General features: G+C 61.8%; 16 protein-coding genes. 8 read left to right on the top strand and 8 right to left on the bottom strand.

Going from position 1 to position 20,699, the window contains the following annotated elements:
• The first annotated feature begins 54 nt into the window (after positions 1-54).
• From AWU82_RS14705 to AWU82_RS14675, 7 genes are all read left to right on the top strand, one after another.
• Positions 55-570: a L,D-transpeptidase family protein gene (locus AWU82_RS14705; protein ID WP_011332603.1), complete on the top strand. Its 516-nt coding sequence runs from the start codon at positions 55-57 to the stop codon at positions 568-570.
• A 330-nt stretch (positions 571-900) separates the two neighbouring features.
• Positions 901-1,632, top strand: a complete 732-nt coding sequence (locus AWU82_RS14700) for a GntR family transcriptional regulator (RefSeq protein ID WP_064382421.1) — start codon at positions 901-903, stop codon at positions 1,630-1,632.
• Positions 1,633-1,662: 30 nt separating this feature from the next.
• On the top strand, positions 1,663-2,769 hold the full coding sequence (gene nagA, locus AWU82_RS14695; RefSeq protein ID WP_064382422.1) for an N-acetylglucosamine-6-phosphate deacetylase: 1,107 nt from the start codon (positions 1,663-1,665) through the stop codon (positions 2,767-2,769).
• Positions 2,750-3,772 (top strand): SIS domain-containing protein, encoded by a 1,023-nt coding sequence (locus AWU82_RS14690; RefSeq protein ID WP_086776357.1) that lies wholly within the window; start codon positions 2,750-2,752, stop codon positions 3,770-3,772. Before nagA ends, AWU82_RS14690 begins: the two co-directional genes overlap by 20 nt.
• Before the next feature lie 35 nt (positions 3,773-3,807).
• On the top strand, positions 3,808-6,321 hold the full coding sequence (gene ptsP / locus AWU82_RS14685; protein ID WP_064382423.1) for a phosphoenolpyruvate--protein phosphotransferase: 2,514 nt from the start codon (positions 3,808-3,810) through the stop codon (positions 6,319-6,321).
• A gap of 23 nt (positions 6,322-6,344) precedes the next feature.
• Positions 6,345-8,060: an N-acetylglucosamine-specific PTS transporter subunit IIBC gene (gene nagE / locus AWU82_RS14680; protein ID WP_064382424.1), complete on the top strand. Its 1,716-nt coding sequence runs from the start codon at positions 6,345-6,347 to the stop codon at positions 8,058-8,060.
• A 166-nt stretch (positions 8,061-8,226) separates the two neighbouring features.
• Positions 8,227-8,478, top strand: coding sequence for an EF-hand domain-containing protein (locus AWU82_RS14675; RefSeq protein ID WP_064382425.1), 252 nt, complete (start codon positions 8,227-8,229; stop codon positions 8,476-8,478).
• Positions 8,479-8,544: 66 nt separating this feature from the next.
• Here AWU82_RS14675 and AWU82_RS14670 read toward each other — a convergent pair whose 3' ends face one another.
• Both AWU82_RS14670 and purL read right to left on the bottom strand, forming a co-directional pair.
• Positions 8,545-8,856, bottom strand: coding sequence for a YqfO family protein (locus tag AWU82_RS14670; RefSeq protein WP_064384133.1), 312 nt, complete (start codon positions 8,854-8,856; stop codon positions 8,545-8,547).
• 5 nt (positions 8,857-8,861) lie between these two features.
• The gene (purL, locus tag AWU82_RS14665; RefSeq protein ID WP_064382426.1) at positions 8,862-12,758 is read right to left on the bottom strand and encodes a phosphoribosylformylglycinamidine synthase; all 3,897 of its coding nucleotides are present in this window, start codon (positions 12,756-12,758) and stop codon (positions 8,862-8,864) included.
• Between the two features lie 285 nt (positions 12,759-13,043).
• On the opposite strand from purL, the gene mltF reads away from it, so the two are divergent.
• Entirely contained in the window at positions 13,044-14,504 is a 1,461-nt protein-coding gene (gene mltF / locus AWU82_RS14660; RefSeq protein WP_084777029.1) for a membrane-bound lytic murein transglycosylase MltF, read from the top strand.
• A 53-nt stretch (positions 14,505-14,557) separates the two neighbouring features.
• Here the strand turns inward: mltF and pdxJ are convergent, their stop codons facing one another.
• The 6 genes from pdxJ to lepA form a co-directional block, all read right to left on the bottom strand.
• Positions 14,558-15,301 (bottom strand): pyridoxine 5'-phosphate synthase, encoded by a 744-nt coding sequence (pdxJ, locus tag AWU82_RS14655; protein ID WP_064382428.1) that lies wholly within the window; start codon positions 15,299-15,301, stop codon positions 14,558-14,560.
• Positions 15,302-15,340: 39 nt separating this feature from the next.
• Complete coding sequence (gene recO, locus AWU82_RS14650; protein WP_064382429.1) at positions 15,341-16,030, bottom strand: DNA repair protein RecO; 690 nt, start codon at positions 16,028-16,030, stop codon at positions 15,341-15,343.
• A 168-nt stretch (positions 16,031-16,198) separates the two neighbouring features.
• A complete protein-coding gene (era, locus tag AWU82_RS14645; RefSeq protein ID WP_011332590.1) occupies positions 16,199-17,101 on the bottom strand; it encodes a GTPase Era in 903 nt (300 codons plus the stop codon).
• Positions 17,094-17,783 (bottom strand): ribonuclease III, encoded by a 690-nt coding sequence (rnc, locus tag AWU82_RS14640; protein WP_011332589.1) that lies wholly within the window; start codon positions 17,781-17,783, stop codon positions 17,094-17,096. The genes era and rnc overlap by 8 nt, the downstream gene beginning before the upstream one ends.
• Positions 17,784-17,965: 182 nt before the next feature.
• Positions 17,966-18,820: a signal peptidase I gene (lepB, locus tag AWU82_RS14635; protein ID WP_064382430.1), complete on the bottom strand. Its 855-nt coding sequence runs from the start codon at positions 18,818-18,820 to the stop codon at positions 17,966-17,968.
• A gap of 9 nt (positions 18,821-18,829) precedes the next feature.
• Positions 18,830-20,626 carry a translation elongation factor 4 gene (gene lepA / locus AWU82_RS14630; protein WP_039769508.1) on the bottom strand — a complete coding sequence of 599 codons (1,797 nt, stop codon included), beginning with the start codon at positions 20,624-20,626 and terminating at the stop codon, positions 18,830-18,832.
• Positions 20,627-20,699 lie beyond the last annotated feature (73 nt).

Raw genomic sequence — 20,699 nt, 5'->3', positions numbered from 1 at the left:
CCTGCACACTATCTATAAATAAAGTATCTGCTTCATTTCTGGGGAATCGTTTCAATGCGCTGGTTGCTTGCCCTGTTCTGCCTGTCGTTCGTCACCGTCTCCCAAGCGTCATTCGTGACCACCGTGACGCCTTCGAACACCCCGCTCATCGAAAAAGTACTGGTGCTCAAATCGGCCCATCAACTGCAGTTGATCGCCGACGGCAAGCCACTCAAGAGCTATCGCATTTCCTTGGGCAAGGGCGCGAAAAAAGGCCCGAAGCTGATTGAGGGCGACAAGCGCACACCGGAAGGTTTCTATTGGATCGACTGGCGCAAGACCAGCGAAAAATTCAACCTGTCGATGCACATCTCCTACCCGAACATCAGCGACTCCGCCCGCGCCCGCCGCGAAGGCGTCGAGCCTGGCGGCATGATCATGATCCACGGCACGCCGGACTCCGAGGACAACCCCGAACAACTGTTCCACACCCTGGACTGGACCGACGGCTGCATCGCCATGCGCAACGTCGACATGCGCGAAGTCTGGAACCTGGTGCCGGATGGCACGATGATCGAAATTCGCCCCTGATTCTGTCATCCAGGGAGCACGCTCCCGAGGGGCCTTAAAACGGCCCTTTCTCCCGACCATTGGTCGCTCGCAAAAAATAAATCAAAAAGATCGCCGCCTGCGGCAACGTCTGAACGGTGATACCACTGTCACTCGCCAGAACTGCCGCAGACCGCGATTTTTTGCGTTTTACAGCGCACCTCTAATACCACTTGAAACCACCCACCTTGAAACCTTCTGAGCCATGGGCCTACAGGCATTTCCGCCGCGTTGACATGGTATGTAAGTGGTATTAGTTTTCGCCGAAACAGCGAGCGACAACATTCCAATATCAGCTCCGGAAGTGCCTGCATGAACGATCTCCACGCCCTGCGCCCTGACGACTCCCAGCCGACGCCGCTGTACCTGCAACTGGCGCGCAACCTGGAAGCGGCGATCCATGCCGGCCAGTGGAAAGCCGAACAGGCGATGCCCTCGGAGCGCAATCTCAGCGAGATGCTGGGGATTTCCCGGGTCACCGCGCGCAAAGCGCTGGAAGTGCTGCTCGATCAAGGTTTGATCCGCCGCCTGCAAGGCTCCGGCACCTTCATCACTCCACGCCTCGAACAACCGCTGTCGCGTCTGTCGGGTTTCAGCGAAATGCTCCGTCTCAAGGGCTTCGTGCCCGGCTCGCAATGGCTGGAGCGGGAAATCACCCTGCCGACCCACGAAGAACTGATCCGCCTCGGCCTGTCGCCGAACGACAAGGTCGCGCGCATGAAACGCCTGCGCAAAGCCGACGACACGGTGATGGCCATCGAGATGAGCACCCTGCCCGCCTCGATCATGCCCAAGCCACAGGTGGTGGACGACTCCCTCTACGAACACCTCGACAGCATCGGCAAGCCGATCGTGCGCGCCTTGCAGCACATCCAGGCGATCAACGCCTCGGACGAGTTCGCCGCACTCGTCGGCATCGCCCCCGGCACCGCGATGCTGCTGATGACCCGGGTCGGCTACCTGGAAGACAACACGCCGATCGAAGTCACCGACACCTATTGCCGCAACGACTACTACGACTTTGTTGCAGAGCTTCGCCGCTGATCAGCAGCCAGGCCAAACGAGAGAAGCGAAATGTCCGAAGACAACATCCTCACCGCTGACGGCTGGATTCGCGGCCGGCTGATCCACGAACACGGCAGAGTCGTGTCGATCGAAGGCGAGCCTTGCGATCCGGCGACCAATGACTTGCCGTATCTGCTGCCGGGTTTCATCGACCTGCACGTCCACGGCGGTGGCGGCAAGGACATCATGGAAGGCGCCAGCGCGTTCGAGACCATCACCAAGACCCACGTGCGCTTCGGCACCACCTCGCTGCTCGCCACCACGATGACCGCGCCGAGTGCCGAGATTGCCAGCGTGCTCAAGGAGGTCGGCGAATTCTGCGAGCAGCGTCCGAAAGGCGCCGCTCGAGTCCTCGGCGTTCACCTCGAAGGCCCATACATCAATCCCGGCAAACTCGGCGCCCAGCCGAACTTCGCCCACACCGCGCTGATGGCCGAAGTCGAAGACTATCTGGCACTGGCGCCGATCCGGGTGATCACCATCGCCCCGGAAATCGCCGGCCACGATGGCTTGATTCGTGAAATGAGCGGCCGTGGCATCCGCATGCAGATCGGCCACACCCTCGGCAGTTACGAGGAAGGCGTCGCCGCCCTCGAAGCCGGCGCCACCAGTTTCACCCATTTGTACAACGCCATGAGCCCGCTGCATCACCGCGAACCGGGCATCGTCGGCGCGGCCCTCGCCCACGCCAAATTCGCGGAATTGATTCCGGACTTGCTGCACGTACACCCCGGCGCGATCCGCGTGGCTCTGCGCTCGATCCCGTGCCTGTATTGCGTCACCGATTCAACCGCCGCCGCCGGCATGCCCGACGGTGAATACAAGCTCGGCAGCCACACAGTCACCAAATGCCTGGGCGGCGTGCGCCTGCCCGACGGCACCCTGGCCGGCAGCACCCTGACCATGGATCAGGCCCTGCGCAATCTGGTGAAGATCGGTCTGCCGATCGCCGAGGCCTCGCAACGTCTTTCGCAATTCCCCGCCGACTATCTCGGCATCACCGAACGCGGGCGCCTGCAACCCGGCGCCTGGGCCGACTGCGTGCGGCTGGATCGCTCACTCACACTGACCGCCGTCATGGTCGAAGGAGAAGACATTGACTTCAAAAATGCTTGAAGAGGCGCTGTCCTCGTTCGAGGCCGTGCAAGCCCAACTGCAACAGCTCGACCCGCCAATGATCGAGATCGCCGGACGCCTGCGCCGTCAGCCACCGCAAGTGGCGATGACCGTTGCCCGTGGCAGCTCCGACCATGCCGCGAGCTACTTCGCCTACCTGACCATGCAGCAACTCGGCGTACCGGTGGCGTCGTTGCCGATGTCGGTGGTGACCATGCAACAGGCGCCGTTGAAGGTCAGCGGTCAGGTTGCGTTCGCGTTTTCCCAGTCGGGCCAGAGCCCGGATCTGGTCAACAGCCTGCGCCTGTTGCGCAAGCGTGGCGCGCTCAGTGTGTCGATGGTCAACGCCGCCGATTCGCCGCTGGAGGCTGCGTGCGAATTCAGCCTGCCATTGCTGGCCGGCACCGAAAGCAGCGTCGCCGCGACCAAGAGTTTCATCGCCACCCTCAGCGCCAGCGCCCGTCTGATCGCGCACTGGAAAGAAGACGCCGAATTGCTGGAGGCGCACAACGCCCTGCCCGAAGGCCTGCGCGAAGCTGCGCAACAGGACTGGAGCCCGGCCATCGACGCCCTGCGCGATTGCGAGCGGTTGATGGTGATCGGCCGTGGCGCCGGTTTTGCCATCGCCCAGGAAGCCGCGCTGAAATTCAAGGAAACCTCGGCGATCCAGGCCGAAGCCTTCAGCAGCGCCGAAGTCCGTCACGGCCCAATGGCCCTGATCGACGAACATTACCCATTGCTGGTGTTCGCCCCGCGCGGCGCCGAACAGGCCGGCCTGCTGAGCCTGGCAGCCGAGATGCGTCAGCGCGGCGCCCGCGTGCTGCTGGCCGCGCCGGATGACGTCAGCGAACGCGACCTGACCTTGAGCCGTGCCGAACACCCGGCCCTCGACCCGATTCTGGCGATCCAGAGTTTCTACGTGATGGCGGCCGGTCTGGCCGTGGCCCGTGGCATGGACCCGGATCAGCCGCGACACCTGAGCAAAGTCACCCGTACGCACTGAGTCCGAACCGAACGTTTTCCTGATGAGACCGAGCCATGCACAACAACAATAAAGAGCTGACTTTAAGCGCCCCGCTCAGCGGCCCGGTGCTCACGCTCGCCAAAGTCCCGGACGCGGTGTTCGCCAGCGGCGCGATGGGCGACGGCATTGCCATTGATCCGCTGAACGACACCCTGTATTCGCCCTGCGCCGGGGTGGTGATCCACGTCGCCCGCACCGGCCATGCACTGACCGTGCGCGCCGACAACGGCGCCGAGCTGTTGCTGCATCTCGGTCTGGACACGGTGGAGTTGCAGGGCGAAGGGTTCTCGATGCTGGTCAAGGAAGGCGCGCGGGTCAGCAATGGCCAGCCGCTGCTGCGCTATGACCTGGACAAGGTCGGCCGCCAGTGCAAAAGCCTGGTCAGCCTGCTGATCCTGACCAACAGCCAGGATTTCCAGGCGCGCCCCATCACCCTGAAAACGGTGAAGGTCGGCGAACCGCTGCTGCACATCATCGCTCGTCACAGCGCAGCGGCGAATACAGAAGAACTCGGCGGCCCGCAAGTTCACGGTCACGTAAAGGTCGCCCATCGCGGCGGTCTGCATGCGCGCCCGGCGGCGTTGATCCGCCAGACCGCGCAAGGGTTCAAGAGCCAGTCGCAGCTGCATTTCGCCGGCAAATCGGCACCGTGCAACAGCCTCATCGGTTTGATGGGCCTGGCGATTGGCGAACAGGACGAAGTGCAGGTCAGTTGCCAGGGCCCGGACGCACAGGCTGCGTTGCAAGCCTTGCTCACCGCGCTGGCAACAGCCCTGCCGGAGGATCATCACGCCGCTGCACCGCTTGCCGCCACTCCACGCAATCGCCCGGCCGAGGCCGGCGTGTTGCACGGCGTGTGCGCCGCACCGGGTCTGGTCGGCGGGCCGCTGTTTCGCCTGAACGCGATCAGCCTGCCAGCCGACAGCGGCAATCATCAGCCCGAGCAACAACTACAGATTCTCGACACGGCGCTGAATCAGGTCCGCAGCGAAATCGACGGCACCCTCGCCCAGGCGAAAAAACAGCGCAATGCCGACGAAGAAGCCATCTTCGCCGCGCACCTGGCCTTGCTGGAAGACCCGGCCCTGCTCGACGCCGCCCGGCAATCGATTGAAACCGGCACGGCGGCGACTCACGCCTGGAGCCAGTCCATCGATGCGCAATGCCAAGTGCTGCAAAACACCGGCAGCCCGCTGCTGGCCGAGCGCGCCAACGATCTGCGCGACCTCAAGCAACGGGTGCTGCGCGCCCTGCTCGGCGAAGCCTGGCATTACGACGTGCCGGCCGGCGCCATCGTCGCCGCTCACGAACTGACGCCTTCGGATTTGCTGCAACTGAGCGCGCAAGGCGTCGCCGGTTTGTGCATGGCCGAAGGTGGCGCGACTTCCCACGTGGCGATTCTGGCCCGGGGCAAAGGCCTGCCGTGCATGGTCGCACTGGGCTCGGTTTTGCTGGATCAAACTCAAGGTCAATCAGTGGTTCTCGATGCCGACGGCGGTCGCCTCGAACTGGCGCCGAATGCCGAACGTCTGGCCGAAGTCCGCCAGGCGCAGATCGACCGCCAACAACGGCGCGACGCCCAGCAAGCTCAGGCCCATCTGCCAGCCGAAACCCGCAACGGCGTGGCCATCGAAGTGGTCGCCAACGTCGCCTCCAGCCATGAAGCGGCGGATGCATTTGCCAACGGCGCCGACGGCGTCGGCCTGTTGCGCACCGAGTTCCTGTTCGTCGATCGCCACACTGCGCCGGACGTCGAAGAACAACGCGCCGCCTATCAAGCTGTGATCGATGCCATGGGCGACAAGTCGGTGATCATCCGCACCATCGACGTCGGCGGCGACAAACAACTCGACTATCTGCCGCTGCCGGTCGAAGCCAACCCGGTACTCGGCCTGCGCGGCATTCGCCTGGCCCAGGCCCGCCCGGAAATCCTCGACCAGCAACTGCGTGCGCTGCTGCAAGTCAGCCCGCTGCAGCGCTGCCGGATCCTGCTGCCGATGGTCACCGAGGTCGACGAACTGCTGCACATCCGCCAGCGGGTCGATGCGCTGTGTCTGGAACTGGGCATCAATCAACGACCGGAAATCGGCGTGATGATCGAAGTCCCGGCCGCTGCATTGCAGGCTGAACAACTGGCCGAGCACGCCGACTTCCTGTCCATCGGCACCAACGACCTGTCGCAATACACCCTGGCCATGGACCGCGATCACGCCGGCCTCGCCGCGCGGGTCGATGCCTTGCACCCGGCGCTGCTGCGCCTGATTGCCATGACCTGCGAAGGCGCGGCGGTGCATAAACGCTGGGTCGGCGTGTGCGGCGCCCTGGCTTCCGATCCGCTGGCGACGCCGGTTTTGATCGGTCTGGGCGTGACCGAGCTGTCGGTGAGCCCGGTACAAATTGGTGAAATCAAGGACCGCGTGCGCCAGTTGCACGAAGCCGAATGCCAACGCCTCGCCCGGGACTTGCTCAAGCTGAGCAGCGCCGCTGCGGTGCGTCATGCCTGTCATCAACATTGGCCTCTGCGCTAACAAAAACAACAAGGACAAACGCCATGTACCAACTCTTCATCGAAGGCCTGCAACGCCTCGGCCGCGCGCTGATGCTGCCGATCGCGATCCTGCCGATCGCCGGCCTGCTGCTGCGCCTGGGCGACACCGACCTGCTGAACATCGCAATCATCCACGACGCCGGCCAGGTGATCTTCGCCAACCTGGCAATGATCTTCGCCATCGGCATCGCGGTCGGCTTCGCCCGGGACAACAACGGGACCGCCGGCCTCGCCGGGGTGATCGGTTACCTGGTGATGATCTCCACCCTCAAAGTGCTCGACGCCAGCATCAACATGGGCATGCTCGCCGGGATCGTCACCGGCCTGATGGCCGGCGCGCTGTACAACCGCTTCAAGGACATCAAGCTGCCGGAGTACCTGGCATTCTTCGGCGGCCGGCGTTTCGTGCCCATCGTCACCGGGTTCAGCGCAGTCGGCCTGGGCGTGCTGTTCGGCTACATCTGGCCGCCGATCCAGCACGGCATCAACAGCTTCGGCACGCTGTTGATGGAAAGCGGCAGCTTCGGCGCCTTCGTGTTCGGCGTGTTCAACCGCCTGCTGATCGTCACCGGCCTGCACCACATCCTCAACAACATGGCGTGGTTCGTGTTCGGCAACTTCACTGACCCGACCACTGGCGCGCTGGTGACCGGTGACCTGTCCCGCTACTTCGCCGGCGATCCGAAGGGCGGGCAGTTCATGACCGGCATGTTCCCGGTCATGATCTTCGGCCTCCCCGCCGCCTGCCTGGCGATGTACCGCAACGCCCTGCCGGAGCGCCGCAAAGTCATGGGCGGGATCTTCCTGTCGATGGCCCTGACCGCCTTCCTCACCGGCGTCACCGAACCGATCGAATTCGCCTTCATGTTCCTCGCACCGCTGCTGTTTTTGCTGCACGCGCTGCTGACCGGGTTGTCGATGGCAATCACCAACGCACTGAACATCCACTTGGGCTTCACCTTCTCCGGCGGCTTCATCGACATGGTGCTGGGCTGGGGACGCTCGACCAACGGCTGGCTGGTGGTGCCGGTAGGACTGGTTTATGCCGTCATCTATTACGCGGTGTTCGACTTCTGTATCCGCCGCTTCAACCTGAAAACCCCGGGACGTGAAGACGTCGCCACTGCCGAGAAATCCGTGCTGACAGAAAACGAGCGCGCCGCTGCGTACATCAAAGCCTTGGGAGGTGCCGAAAATCTGCTCACCGTCGGCGCGTGCACCACGCGGCTGCGACTGGAAATGGTCGATCGCAACAAAGCCTCCGATGCGGACTTGAAAGCACTGGGCGCGATGGCCGTGGTACGTCCGGGCAAGGGCGGCAGTTTGCAGGTGGTCGTCGGACCGATGGCCGACAGCATTGCAGACGAAATCCGCCTGGCGATGCCCGCATTGGGTCGAGCCGCAGCGTCTACTCCTGTCGCCGTCGTCGAAACCAGCGAGCCCGTTGCTATAGCCGCACCGCAGGCCCAGCAATGGCTGAACGCCCTGGGCGGCAGCGACAACGTGCTGCAACTCGACTGCATCGCCATGAGCCGGATCCGCCTGCAACTGGCCGATGGCAAAGCGCTGTCGGAAAGCCGATTGAAAGAACTTGGATGTCTGGGTGTGAGCGCGCTGGAGGATGGCGTGTGGCACTTGCTGGTGGGGGATCGGGCGCAGAGCTTGAGTGCGGCGCTGGAGGGGTTGGTTAATCGGAGTGAGGTGAGTGCCAAGGTCTGAACGACAGCCGCCCCCATGCTCCCTAAAATGCATGTGCCGTCAACTGTCAGGTCTGACAGTTGACGGTCAATCCACCTGCATTTAGTTTTATCCCGGAAGGGCAGTACTTTGAACGTAGCCGTCGCCTTCTCGATTCATCATTGAAACGAAACAGGACGAGGTAGCCATGGGAAAGTCAGCCAAAACCAAATCGCTTGAAGAGCAGTTGACTGCAGCACAACTGGAGCGCGCGAGGAAAGATTTCGAACGTTACGACACCAACGGTGACGGCACATTGAGTACCACCGAATTTCGAAAAGCCCTAGAGCCCTATCTGACGCCAGAAGACCTCAAGGCCCTGATGAAAGAAGTGAACCCCAACGCCGATGGCAAAATCAGCTGGACGGAGTTTCTTGACGACTATGTCAAAGATCTGTAGTCCGATACTGAGCAAAAAAAACCGCTGCCCCGTCAAGGTCAGCGGTTTTTTCTTGCGGCTGCCGGATCAAAAATCCTCCAACCGCCAAACCTCATAAACCGGCGTCTCGTAAGGATGGCTAGCCTTCAAAGCCGCCACCACCCCACGAATCAACTCATCACCAACAACAAGTTCAACCTTCCACTCCTCGACCTGCTCAACCCGCCCCGTCTCACCCACGAACGGCTGACTCCCGTCCAAAGGCCGAAACTGACCAGATCCAAGCACCTGCCAGGCACAGTGGTCATAGTCACCGATCCGCCCACCACCGGCAGCGAATACAGCCTCCTTGACCACCTCGACATGACTGTCGGGAACAAAAAACGCGAGCTTGTACACAGCGCTTAGTTCACCCACACACGAGCATTACGGAACATACGCATCCAAGGAGCGTCTTCGTTCCAGTCTTCCGAACGCCACGAGTTCTGCACGGCACGGAACACACGCTCCGGGTGCGGCATCATGATCGTCACACGGCCATCACGGCTGGTGAGGCCGGTGATCCCGCGCGGCGAACCGTTCGGGTTGGCCGGGTAGGCTTCGGTGACCTTGCCGTGGTTGTCGACGAAACGCATCGCCACGCAACCGGACAGATCGGCTTCGAGCAGTGCCTCTTCGCTTTCGAATTCGGCATGGCCTTCACCGTGAGCGATGGCGATCGGCATGCGCGAACCGGCCATGCCCTGCAGGAAGATCGAGTTCGATTCCTGAACCTGAACCATCGCCACGCGCGCTTCGAACTGCTCGGAGCGGTTGCGCACGAAATGCGGCCAGAACTCGCTGCCCGGGATCAGCTCGTGCAGGTTGGACATCATCTGGCAACCGTTGCACACGCCGAGCGTGAAGCTGTCGTTACGCTCGAAGAAGCCCTGGAACGCATCGCGGGCACGGCTGTTGAACAGTGCGGACTTGGCCCAGCCTTCACCGGCGCCGAGAACGTCGCCGTAGGAGAAACCACCGCAGGCCACCAGACCTTTGAACTCGTTCAGGTCGACACGGCCGGCCAGAATGTCGCTCATGTGCACGTCGATCGCATTGAAACCGGCGCGGTCGAACGCTGCCGCCATTTCCACCTGACCGTTGACGCCCTGCTCACGCAGCACGGCAACCTGTGGGCGAATGCCTTTCTTGATGTAAGGCGCGGCGATGTCCTGATTGACGTCGTAGCTCAGCTTGACGCTCAGGCCCGGGTTGTCTTCTTCCAGCAGCGCATCGAACTCTTGCTCGGCGCAGTCGGCGTTGTCGCGCAGACGCTGGATCTGGTAGCTGGTCTCGGCCCACTGACGTTGCAGCAGACGACGCTGGCCCTCGAACACGGTGTCACCGTTGAAGGTGATGTTGATCTGACCGTTGTTGATCGGCTGGCCGATCACCGACACGCAGTCGCCCAGACCGGCAGCGCTGAATTGGGCGAGGATGTCCGGGGTCGCGTCCTGGCGAACCTGGATCACGGCACCCAGTTCTTCGTTGAACAGGATGGCGGCGATTTCCGCCGAGGATTCAGCAACGCTGTCCAGGTTCAGGCTCAGACCGCAGTGGCCGGCGAAGGCCATTTCCACCACGGAGGTCAGCAGGCCACCGTCGGAACGGTCGTGGTACGCCAGCAGGTGACCGTCGGCGTTGAGGCCCTGGATCACTGCGAAGAACGCTTTCAGGTCTTCGGCGTCGTCGACGTCCGGCGCCTGCTTGCCGAGCTTGCCGTGAACCTGCGCCAGGATCGAGGCGCCCATGCGGTTCTGACCGCGACCGAGGTCGATCAGGATCAGGTCGGTGGTGCCCTTGTCCATGCGCAGTTCCGGAGTCAGAGTCTGACGGATGTCAGCCACTGGCGCGAAACCGGTCACGATCAGGGACATTGGCGAGGTGACGGTCTTGTCTTCGCCGTTGTCGTTCCAGCGGGTGGCCATGGACATGGAGTCCTTGCCGACCGGGATGGTGATGCCCAGCTCAGGGCACAGTTCCATGCCGACCGCTTTCACGGTGTCGTACAGACGCGCGTCTTCGCCCGGATGGCCGGCAGCGGACATCCAGTTCGCCGACAGTTTGATGTCGGAGAGCTTGTTGATGCGCGAGGCGGCAATGTTGGTGATGGTTTCGCCGATGGCCATGCGGCCTGACGCAGGAGCGTCCAGCAGCGCCAGCGGAGTGCGCTCGCCCATCGCCATCGCTTCACCGGTGTAGACGTCGAAGCTGGTGGCAGTGACGGCAACGTCGGCCACCGGAACCTGCCAGGGGCCGACCATCTGGTCACGGGCCACGAGGCCGGTGATGGTGCGGTCGCCGATGGTGATCAGGAAGCTTTTGCTCGCCACGGCCGGGTGGTGCAGGACGCGTTCGATGCTTTCGCCGATGTCGAGGTTCGACGGATCGAAGTCATCGCCCAGCTCGGCTTCGCGAACCACCGAACGGTGCATGCGCGGGGCCTTGCCCAGCAACACTTCCAGTGGCATGTCCACCGGGTTGTTGCCGAAGTGGCTGTCGGTCACGGTCAGTTGCGGCTCGGCGGTGGCTTCACCGACAACGGCAAACGGGCAACGCTCACGTTCGCAGATCGCCTTGAAGCGCTCGAAGTCGGCTGGGCCGACTGCCAGAACGTAACGTTCCTGGGATTCGTTGGACCAGATTTCGTGCGGGGCCATGCCCGGCTCGTCGTTTGGAATGTTGCGCAGTTCGAAACGGCCACCGCGGTCACCGTCGTTGACCAGTTCCGGGAAGGCGTTGGACAGACCGCCCGCACCCACGTCGTGGATGAAGCTGATCGGGTTCTTGTCACCCAGCTGCCAGCAACGGTCGATGACTTCCTGGCAGCGACGTTCCATTTCAGGGTTTTCACGCTGAACCGAAGCGAAGTCCAGATCCGCCGAGCTGGTGCCGGTGGCCATGGAGGAAGCAGCGCCGCCGCCCAGACCGATCAGCATCGCCGGGCCGCCGAGCACGATCAGCTTGGAGCCGACAACGATCTCGCCTTTCTTGACGTGCTCTTCACGGATGTTGCCCATGCCGCCAGCCAGCATGATCGGCTTGTGGTAACCGCGAACTTCGTCACCGTGCGGAGTGGTGATCGATTGTTCGAAGGTCCGGAAGTAGCCGGTCAGGGCCGGACGACCGAATTCGTTGTTGAACGCAGCGCCGCCCAGCGGGCCTTCGATCATGATATCCAGCGCGTTGACGATGCGCTCAGGCTTGCCGTACGGCACTTCCCACGGCTGTTCGAAGCCAGGGATCTGCAGGTTCGACACGGTGAAACCGGTCAGGCCGGCTTTCGGCTTGGCGCCACGACCGGTTGCACCTTCGTCGCGGATCTCGCCACCGGAACCGGTGGACGCGCCCGGGAACGGTGCGATCGCGGTCGGGTGGTTGTGGGTTTCAACCTTCATCAGGATGTGCACCGGCTCCTGCACCGCGCCGTACTGGCGGGTTTCCGGATCCGGGAAGAAGCGGCCGGCGACGTTGCCGACGATCACCGAAGCGTTGTCCTTGTAAGCGGACAGCACGCCTTCGCTGTGCATCTGATAGGTGTTCTTGATCATGCCGAACAGGCTTTTTTCCTGGCTCTCGCCGTCAATATCCCAACTGGCGTTGAAGATCTTGTGCCGGCAGTGCTCGGAGTTGGCCTGGGCGAACATCATCAGTTCGATGTCGTGGGGGTTGCGCTTGAGACCGTTGAAGGCGTTGACCAGGTAATCGATCTCGTCTTCGGCCAGGGCCAGGCCCAGTTCGACGTTGGCTTTTTCCAGCGCGGCGCGACCGCCGCCGAGGATGTCGATGGCGGTCAGCGGCTTCGGTTCGGCGTGGCTGAACAGACCGGCGGCCTGCTCGAGGTTGGCCAGAACGATCTGCGTCATGCGGTCATGCAGTACGTCTGCAATCTGCTGCGCTTCGGTTTCACTGAACTGGCCGGCGACGTAGAACGCGATGCCGCGCTCCAGACGCTGGATCTTGCTCAGGCCACAGTTGCGGGCGATGTCGCTGGCCTTGCTCGACCATGGCGAGATGGTGCCGAAACGCGGCAACACCAGGAACAGACGACCGGTCGGCTCTTGAACCGGAACGCTTGGACCGTACTTCAGAAGGCGCGCAAGCACCTGCTGTTCGTCGCCGGTCAGGACGCCGGTGACTTCGGCGAAGTGAGCGAATTCAGCATACAGGCCACTGACAGCTGGAACCTTCTGGCTCAGTTGCTCAAGGAGTTTGCTGTGGCGAAAGGCAGAAAGGGCAGGAGCGCCGCGCAGGATCAACATCTTCGGGACAGCCTCGGGAAGGGGTGTGCTTTGAGGCCGTGCATTCTAGCCTAAACCGCCCTCAACATCACCCGAAACGCTACGCACGGTTGCACCCGGATGTCGAGTGGTGTTCCTGCCTTGAGGGTCAAATTTATGAGGTGTCGCAAGGCGGGTTATTTTTTCTGTCACAAAATGCCTTTCGGGCCCGTTTCTGCGGGGTTTCGCGCGGTTTTGTGATGCCTAGCAGACAACCCCGCCACTGTCGAGATATGGCGCCCGTTGTCCTTTGCGTATACTGCGCACATGTTTTCCCCAACGGCTTTGCGTCCGCGATACGCCAAATGGCTGATCGCTACCGGACTCTTCCTGATGCTCAGTGGCTGTGTTGATAAACCCAACACACTCGAGCGCGTAAAGGAGGATGGCGTGCTGCGGGTGGTCACCCGAAACAGCCCCGCCACCTACTTTCAGGATCGCAGCGGTGAAACCGGCTTCGAATACGAGCTGGTGAAGCGCTTCGCCGACGATTTGGGGGTCGAGCTGAAGATCGAGACCGCCGACAACCTCGACGACCTGTTCAACCAGGTCGGCAAGCCGAACGGCCCGGTACTGGCGGCTGCCGGCCTGGTCAGCAGTGAACAGCGCAAGAAGCAGGTGCGCTTCTCCCGCTCCTACCTCGAAGTCACGCCGCAGGTCATCTATCGCAACGGCCAGTCGCGCCCCACCGACGCCGGCGATCTGGTGGGCAAAAAGATCATGGTGCTCAAGGGCAGCACCCACGCCGAACAACTGGCGGAGCTGAAACAGAAATACCCTGGCATCCAGTACGAAGAGTCCGACGCCGTTGAAGTGGTCGACCTGCTGCGCATGGTCGACGAAGGCCAGATCGATCTGACCCTGGTCGATTCCAACGAAGTGGCGATGAACCAGGTGTACTTCACCAACATCCGCGTGGCCTTCGACCTCGGCGACGCCCGCAGCCAGAGCTGGGCCGTGGCCGCCGGCGAAGACAACAGCCTGCTCAACGAGATCAACAGTTACCTGGACAAGGTGCAGAAGAACGGCACCCTGCAACGCCTGAAGGACCGCTACTACGGCCACGTCGACGTTCTTGGCTACATGGGCGCCACCACCTTCGCCCAGCACTTGCAGCAGCGGCTGCCCAAATATGAACAACACTTCAAGACCTACGCCAAGAAAGAGAAAGTCGACTGGCGCCTGCTGGCGGCGATAGGCTATCAGGAGTCGCTGTGGCAACCGGCGGTCACGTCGAAGACCGGTGTGCGCGGGCTGATGATGCTGACCCAGAACACCGCTCAGGCCATGGGCGTGTCCAACCGCCTCGATCCGAAGCAGAGCATCATGGGTGGCGCCAAGTACCTGGCCTACATGAAGGATCAGCTCGACGAGTCGATCCAGGAGCCGGATCGCACCTGGTTTGCCCTGGCGGCCTACAACGTCGGCAGCGGTCATCTGGATGACGCGCGCAAACTGGCGGCCAAGGAAGGGTTGAACCCGGACAAGTGGCTGGATGTGAAAAAGATCCTGCCGCGCCTGTCGCAGAAGCAGTGGTACAGCAAGACCCGCTACGGCTATGCCCGGGGCGGCGAACCGGTGCATTTCGTGGCGAACATCCGTCGCTACTACGACATCCTCACCTGGGTGACCCAGCCGCAGCTTGAAGGCGATCAGGTGGCCGAGGGCAATCTGCATGTGCCGGGGATCGACAAGTCGAAACCCGCTCAAGAGCCCGCCCCGCTTTAACCCATCCCCAGAACAAATGTGGGAGCAAGTTTGCTCCCACAGGATGTTGATACTTAGTGTTTGGCAGCCGCCAGGATCAACGCCTTCATCTCCGACACCGCCGACTTGAAGCCGACGAACAACGCGTGGGCCACCAGCGCATGGCCGATGTTCAGCTCGTTGATGCCCTTGATCGCGGCAACCGCCTCGACGTTGTGATAGTGCAGGCCATGGCCGGCATTGACGATCAGGCCCTGGGCCAGACCGAAGGCCACGCCGTCCGCCACACGCTTGAGTTCTTCAGCCACTTCGGTCGGCGTTTCGGCATCGGCGTAACGCCCGGTGTGCAATTCGATGGCCGGCGCGCCGACGCGCTTCGACGCAGCAATCTGCCGCTCGTCGGCGTCGATGAACAGCGACACTTCGCTGCCGATCTTCGACAGACGCTCGACCGCCGCCCTGATCCGCTCCTCCTGCCCCGCCACATCCAGACCGCCTTCGGTGGTCAGCTCCTGACGGGTTTCCGGCACCAGACAGATGTGCGCCGGACGAATGCGCTCGGCGAACGCCATCATTTCTTCGGTGACGCCCATTTCGAAGTTCATGCGGGTCTGCAGCACGTCCTTGAGCAGCAGCACGTCGCGCTCCTGAATGTGCCGGCGGTCTTCGCGCAGGTGCACGGTGATGCCGTCGGCGCCCGCCTCTTCCGCGTCCAGCGCAGCCTTGACCGGATCCGGATAGCGCGTACCACGGGCCTGACGCAGGGTGGCGACGTGGTCGATGTTCACGCCAAGAAGAATGCGATTGCTGGTGGTCACGGATGCGCTCCTGAAGGGAAAGATTCGGCGCACAGCATATCAGGGCTTGCGAAACAGCTCTCGACTGACGAGGGGACGACCGCCCAGATGCACCGCCAAGGCTTGGCGCATCAGTCGCTTGGCGGCGGACAACGCGCCGGGAGCCGACCAGTCGGCTTCGGCCATGGCCAGCAGTTCGGTGCCGTTGAACAGACCGGGTTGCAACAGGTAGACCCGCTCGAGCCCGGCATCCACCTGCAAACGGTAGAGGCCATCCGCAGCGATGGGATCGTCGTTGATATCGATATTAAGGGAAAAACCGTAACCGAGATCGTCGAGCAGCCGCCATTCGAAGGAACGCAGCAGCGGCTCCAGTGGCCGCCCTTCGGCCAATGCCAGCAACGTGGCAGCGTAATGTTCGAACACCGCAGGATGCGGGTCTTCGGCGGGCAACAGGCGAATCAGCAGCTCATTGAGATACAAGCCGCTGAACAGCGCCTCGCCGACCATCCAGGTTGCATTCCCGACACTCTCCATGCGCCCGACATTCTTCAACTCACCCTTGCCGCGAAACTCCACTTCCAGCGGCACGAATGGCCGCGCCAGCGTCCCGGCCTTGCCCCGCGCACTGCGCAACACCGCCCGCAGCCGACCTTGCGGCGTGAGGAAGTCCACCAGCGCGCTGGTTTCGCGGTAGGCGCGTGAGTGGAGGACGTAGGCGGGTTGGGCGGGAGGCGGGCTTTGCGACATTGAGTTCTCGATGACGAAACGCAGTTTTACACACACCCCAAAACTACTGTGGGAGCGGGCTTGCTCGCGAAAGCGGTGAGTCAGTCAAAGTATATGTCGACTGATACGGCGCATTCGCGGGCAAGCCCGCTCCCACAGGGGGTTCTCTGGTGTAACAGAAAACCGGTGTTACAGGTCGCCGTAACCCAGCGAACGCAGCGCACGCTCGTCGTCGGACCAGCCGCCCTTCACCTTGACCCACAGGTTGAGCATGATCTTGGAGTCGAACAGCAGCTCCATGTCCTTGCGCGCCTCGGTGCCGATGCGCTTGATGCGCTCGCCCTTGTCGCCAATGATGATTTTCTTCTGGCCGTCACGCTCGACGAGGATCAGCGCATGAATGTGCAGCGTCGCACCCTGCTGCTTGAACTCTTCGATTTCCACGGTGATCTGGTACGGCAGCTCGGCGCCGAGCTGGCGCATGATCTTCTCGCGCACCAGTTCGGCGGCGAGGAAGCGGCTGCTGCGGTCGGTGATCTGGTCTTCCGGGAAGAAGTGATCGTTCTCCGGCAGATGATCGGCGATAACCTTTTCCAGCGCGTCGAGGTTGTGCCCCTGCTGCGCCGAGATTGGAATGATCTGCGCGTTCGGCAGCTGTTCCTGCAACCACGACAGGTGCGGCATCAGCTCGGCCTTGTCTTCGATGCGGTCGGTCTTGTTCAGCGCGACGATCAGCGGGCCGGTCACGTACTGCACGCGCTCCAGCACCATCTGGTCTTCTTCGGTCCACTTGGTGCGATCGACCACGAAGATCACCACGTCGACGTCTTTCAACGCCGCTGAAGCGGTCTTGTTCATGTAGCGGTTCAGGGCCTTTTCGCCACCCTTGTGCATGCCGGGGGTGTCGACGTAGATCGCCTGCACGTCGCCCTCGGTCTTGATCCCGAGCATGTTGTGGCGAGTCGTCTGCGGCTTGCGCGAAGTGATCGCCAGCTTCTGGCCGAGGATGTGGTTCAACAGCGTGGACTTGCCCACGTTGGGACGGCCGACGATGGCAACATAGCCACAGCGCGTTGCGTTTGTATCAGTCATTGCCATTCTCCACACCCAGGGCAATCAGTGCTGCGGCGGCCGCTACCTGTTCGGCAATGCGACGGCTCACACCCTGACCCCGACTTTTTTCATTCAATAGGACAACTTCGCACTCGACGAAGAAGGTACGGCAGTGCGGCTCGCCCTGGATGTCCACCACTTCATAACGCGGCAGTTCGCAGCCGCGCGATTGCAGGAATTCCTGCAGGCGGGTCTTCGGATCCTTGTTGGTGTCGACCAGCGTCAGGCCTTCGAACTCGCCGGCCAGCCAGGCCAGTACGCGCTCGCGGGCGACTTCCATGCCGGCATCGAGGTAGATCGCACCGATCAGTGCTTCAAGGGCGTCGGCCAGGATCGACTCGCGACGGAAACCGCCGCTCTTCAATTCGCCGGAACCCAGACGCAGGTAATCGCCCAGATCGAAACCGCGGGCCAGCACCGCCAGCGTCTCACCTTTTACCAGCCGTGCGCGCAAACGCGACAACTGGCCTTCGCGCGCCAGCGGGAAACGGTCGAACAAGGCTTCGCCGGCAACAAAGTTGAGGATCGCATCGCCGAGGAATTCCAGACGCTCGTTGTTGCGTCCGGCAAAGCTGCGGTGCGTAAGGGCCAGGACCATCAGTTCCTGGTCCTTGAAGGTGTAACCGAGCTGACGCTCGAGACGGCTTAGAGAAACGCTCACGGTTTACCCACGCTGAGTTCGTGGCTGGATTCCACTGCCATCGCCGGGATACGGCGCAGGCCTGGGACAATTAACGCTGTGTTCAAAAATGACGTCCTGAATATCGTGGCTTCATGCCCCGGAGCCGGTTGTGCCGACGCCAGAAATGCATTCGGCGCTGTGGTCAACAGCGCCGTGTTTGTTTACTTGATCAGGCCGACCCGCGAGAAGTTCGGCAGGTGGCTGAGTTTCGGTTCCGGCCAGCTCATCCAGACCGCGAAGGCCTTGCCGACAATGTTCTGGTCGGGAACCATGCCCAGCAGGTCCTTGGGAATGTTCGGATCATCCCAGTAGCGACTGTCGTTCGAGTTGTCGCGGTTGTCGCCCATCATGAAATAGTGCCCGGCCGGCACGGTCCAGGTATGGTCCGGCGTGGCGCGGTAGCGGCTCATTTCCTTGCGGATCAGGTGCTCGGCGGCGCCGAGTTTTTCCTTGTAGAGTTCCGCACTGCCCAGCGTGCCCGGCTCGGAGCCGACCAGTTGTTCGGCAATCGACTCGCCGTTGACGAACAGACGCTTGTCGGCGGTGTACCTCACCGTATCGCCCGGCAGGCCGACCACACGCTTGATGTAGTTGACGTTCGGGTCGCTCGGGTAACGGAACACCATCACATCGCCGCGCTGCGGGTCACCGACTTCGATGATCTTCTTGTCGATCACCGGCAAACGGATCCCGTAGGAAAACTTGTTCACCAGAATGAAGTCGCCGACGTCCAGGGTCGGTTTCATCGAGCCGGACGGAATCTGGAACGGCTCCACCAGGAACGAACGCAGCACCAGCACGATGAACAGCACCGGGAAGAACGACTTGCCGTACTCGACCAGCAGCGGTTCCTTGTTCAGCTTCTCGACCACCACCACGTCAGGCTGGCTGACGCTGCCCTGATAGGAAGCGATGGCGGCACGCCGACGCGGTGCCAGGATCAACAGATCGAGCAACGCCAACAGACCGCAGACGAACACGGCAATGACCAGCAACAGCGGGAAATTTAGTGACATAGGACCTGACTATTCCAACCTGAGCACGGCGAGGAAGGCTTCTTGCGGGATTTCCACGTTGCCGACCTGTTTCATGCGTTTTTTACCGGCCTTCTGCTTCTCAAGCAGTTTTTTCTTACGGCTGACGTCGCCGCCGTAGCACTTGGCCAATACGTTCTTTCTGAGTGCCTTGACGGTTGTCCGGGCGACGATCTGACCGCCAATGGCAGCCTGGATGGCCACGTCGAACATCTGACGAGGAATCAGTTCTTTCATCTTCTCGGTCAACTGGCGACCTTTGAAGTGCGAATTGTCACGGTGCACGATCAGCGCCAGAGCGTCGACCTTGTCGCCGTTGATCAGCACGTCCAGTTTCACCAGATTAGCCGATTGGTAACGATCGAAATGGTAGTCCAGCGAAGCATAGCCGCGGCTGGTGGATTTCAGACGGTCGAAGAAGTCGAGGACCACTTCGTTCATCGGCAGGTCGTAGGTCACCTGGACCTGATTGCCGAGGAACAGCATGTCGACCTGCACACCGCGTTTCTCGATGCACAGGGTGATGACGTTGCCCAGGTGTTCCTGCGGCACCAGGATGTTGGCGCGCACGATTGGCTCGCGCATGTCTTCGATCGACGAGACGTCCGGCAGCTTCGACGGGTTGTCGACGTAAATCGTTTCACCGGTTTTCAGCACCAGTTCGAAGATTACCGTCGGCGCCGTGGTGATCAGGTCCAGGTCGTACTCGCGCTCCAGGCGCTCCTGGATGATCTCCATGTGCAGCATGCCGAGGAAGCCGCAACGGAAGCCGAAGCCCAGTGCGTCGGAGCTTTCCGGGGTGTATTGCAGCGACGAGTCGTTCAGGGTCAGTTTCTGCAGCGCTTCGCGGAAGTCCTCGAAGTCGTCGGAGCTGACTGGGAACAGACCGGCGTAAACCTGCGGCTGGATGCGTTTGAAACCTGGCAGCACCGGAACGTCCGGCGTGGAGCTCAGGGTCAGGGTGTCACCGACCGGCGCACCGTGAATGTCCTTGATGCTGGCGATGATGAAGCCCACTTCGCCAGCCTTCAGGTCAGCGGTGGCGGTGTGTTTCGGGTTGAATACGCCAACACTGTCGACCAGATGCACCTTGCCGGTGGACTTCACCAGGATCTTGTCGCCCTTCTTCACGCGGCCGTGACGCACGCGCACCAGGGAGACAACGCCCAGGTAATTGTCGAACCAGGAGTCGATGATCAACGCCTGCAGCGGATCTTCGATATTGCCGGTCGGCGCAGGAATGGTAGCAACCAGACGTTCGAGCACTTCGTCGACACCCAGGCCGGTCTTGGCGCTGCAGGTGACGGCGTCGGTGGCGTCGATGCCGATGATCTTCTCGATCTCGTCCTTGACGCGATCAGGCTCGGCCTGTGGCAGGTCGATCTTGTTCAGCACCGGCATGACCTCAAGGCCCTGCTCGATGGCGGTGTAGCAGTTGGCCACGGACTGGGCTTCAACGCCCTGCCCCGCATCGACCACCAGCAACGCACCTTCACAGGCCGCCAGGGAACGGCTGACTTCGTAGGTGAAGTCGACGTGACCCGGGGTGTCAATGAAGTTCAGCTGGTAGGTGACGCCATCTTTGGCCTTGTAATAGAGGGTGACGCTGTGGGCCTTGATGGTGATCCCGCGTTCGCGCTCCAGATCCATGGAATCCAGTACCTGGGCTTCCATTTCACGCTCGGCCAGGCCGCCGCACATCTGGATGAAACGGTCAGCCAGCGTCGACTTGCCATGGTCAATGTGGGCGATGATGGAGAAATTGCGGATATGACTCAAATCACTCACGGATCAACACTCAAAAAGGCTGCAGGCTTGGCCCGCCGAAAAATAGCCGGGAATTGTACCTGATACACGGCGC

This window comes from Pseudomonas glycinae, from assembly GCF_001594225.2.
Lineage (GTDB): Bacteria > Pseudomonadota > Gammaproteobacteria > Pseudomonadales > Pseudomonadaceae > Aquipseudomonas > Aquipseudomonas glycinae.
The sequence above is the reverse complement of the archived record's forward strand: the minus strand, read 5'-3'. Positions and strand labels throughout refer to the sequence as shown.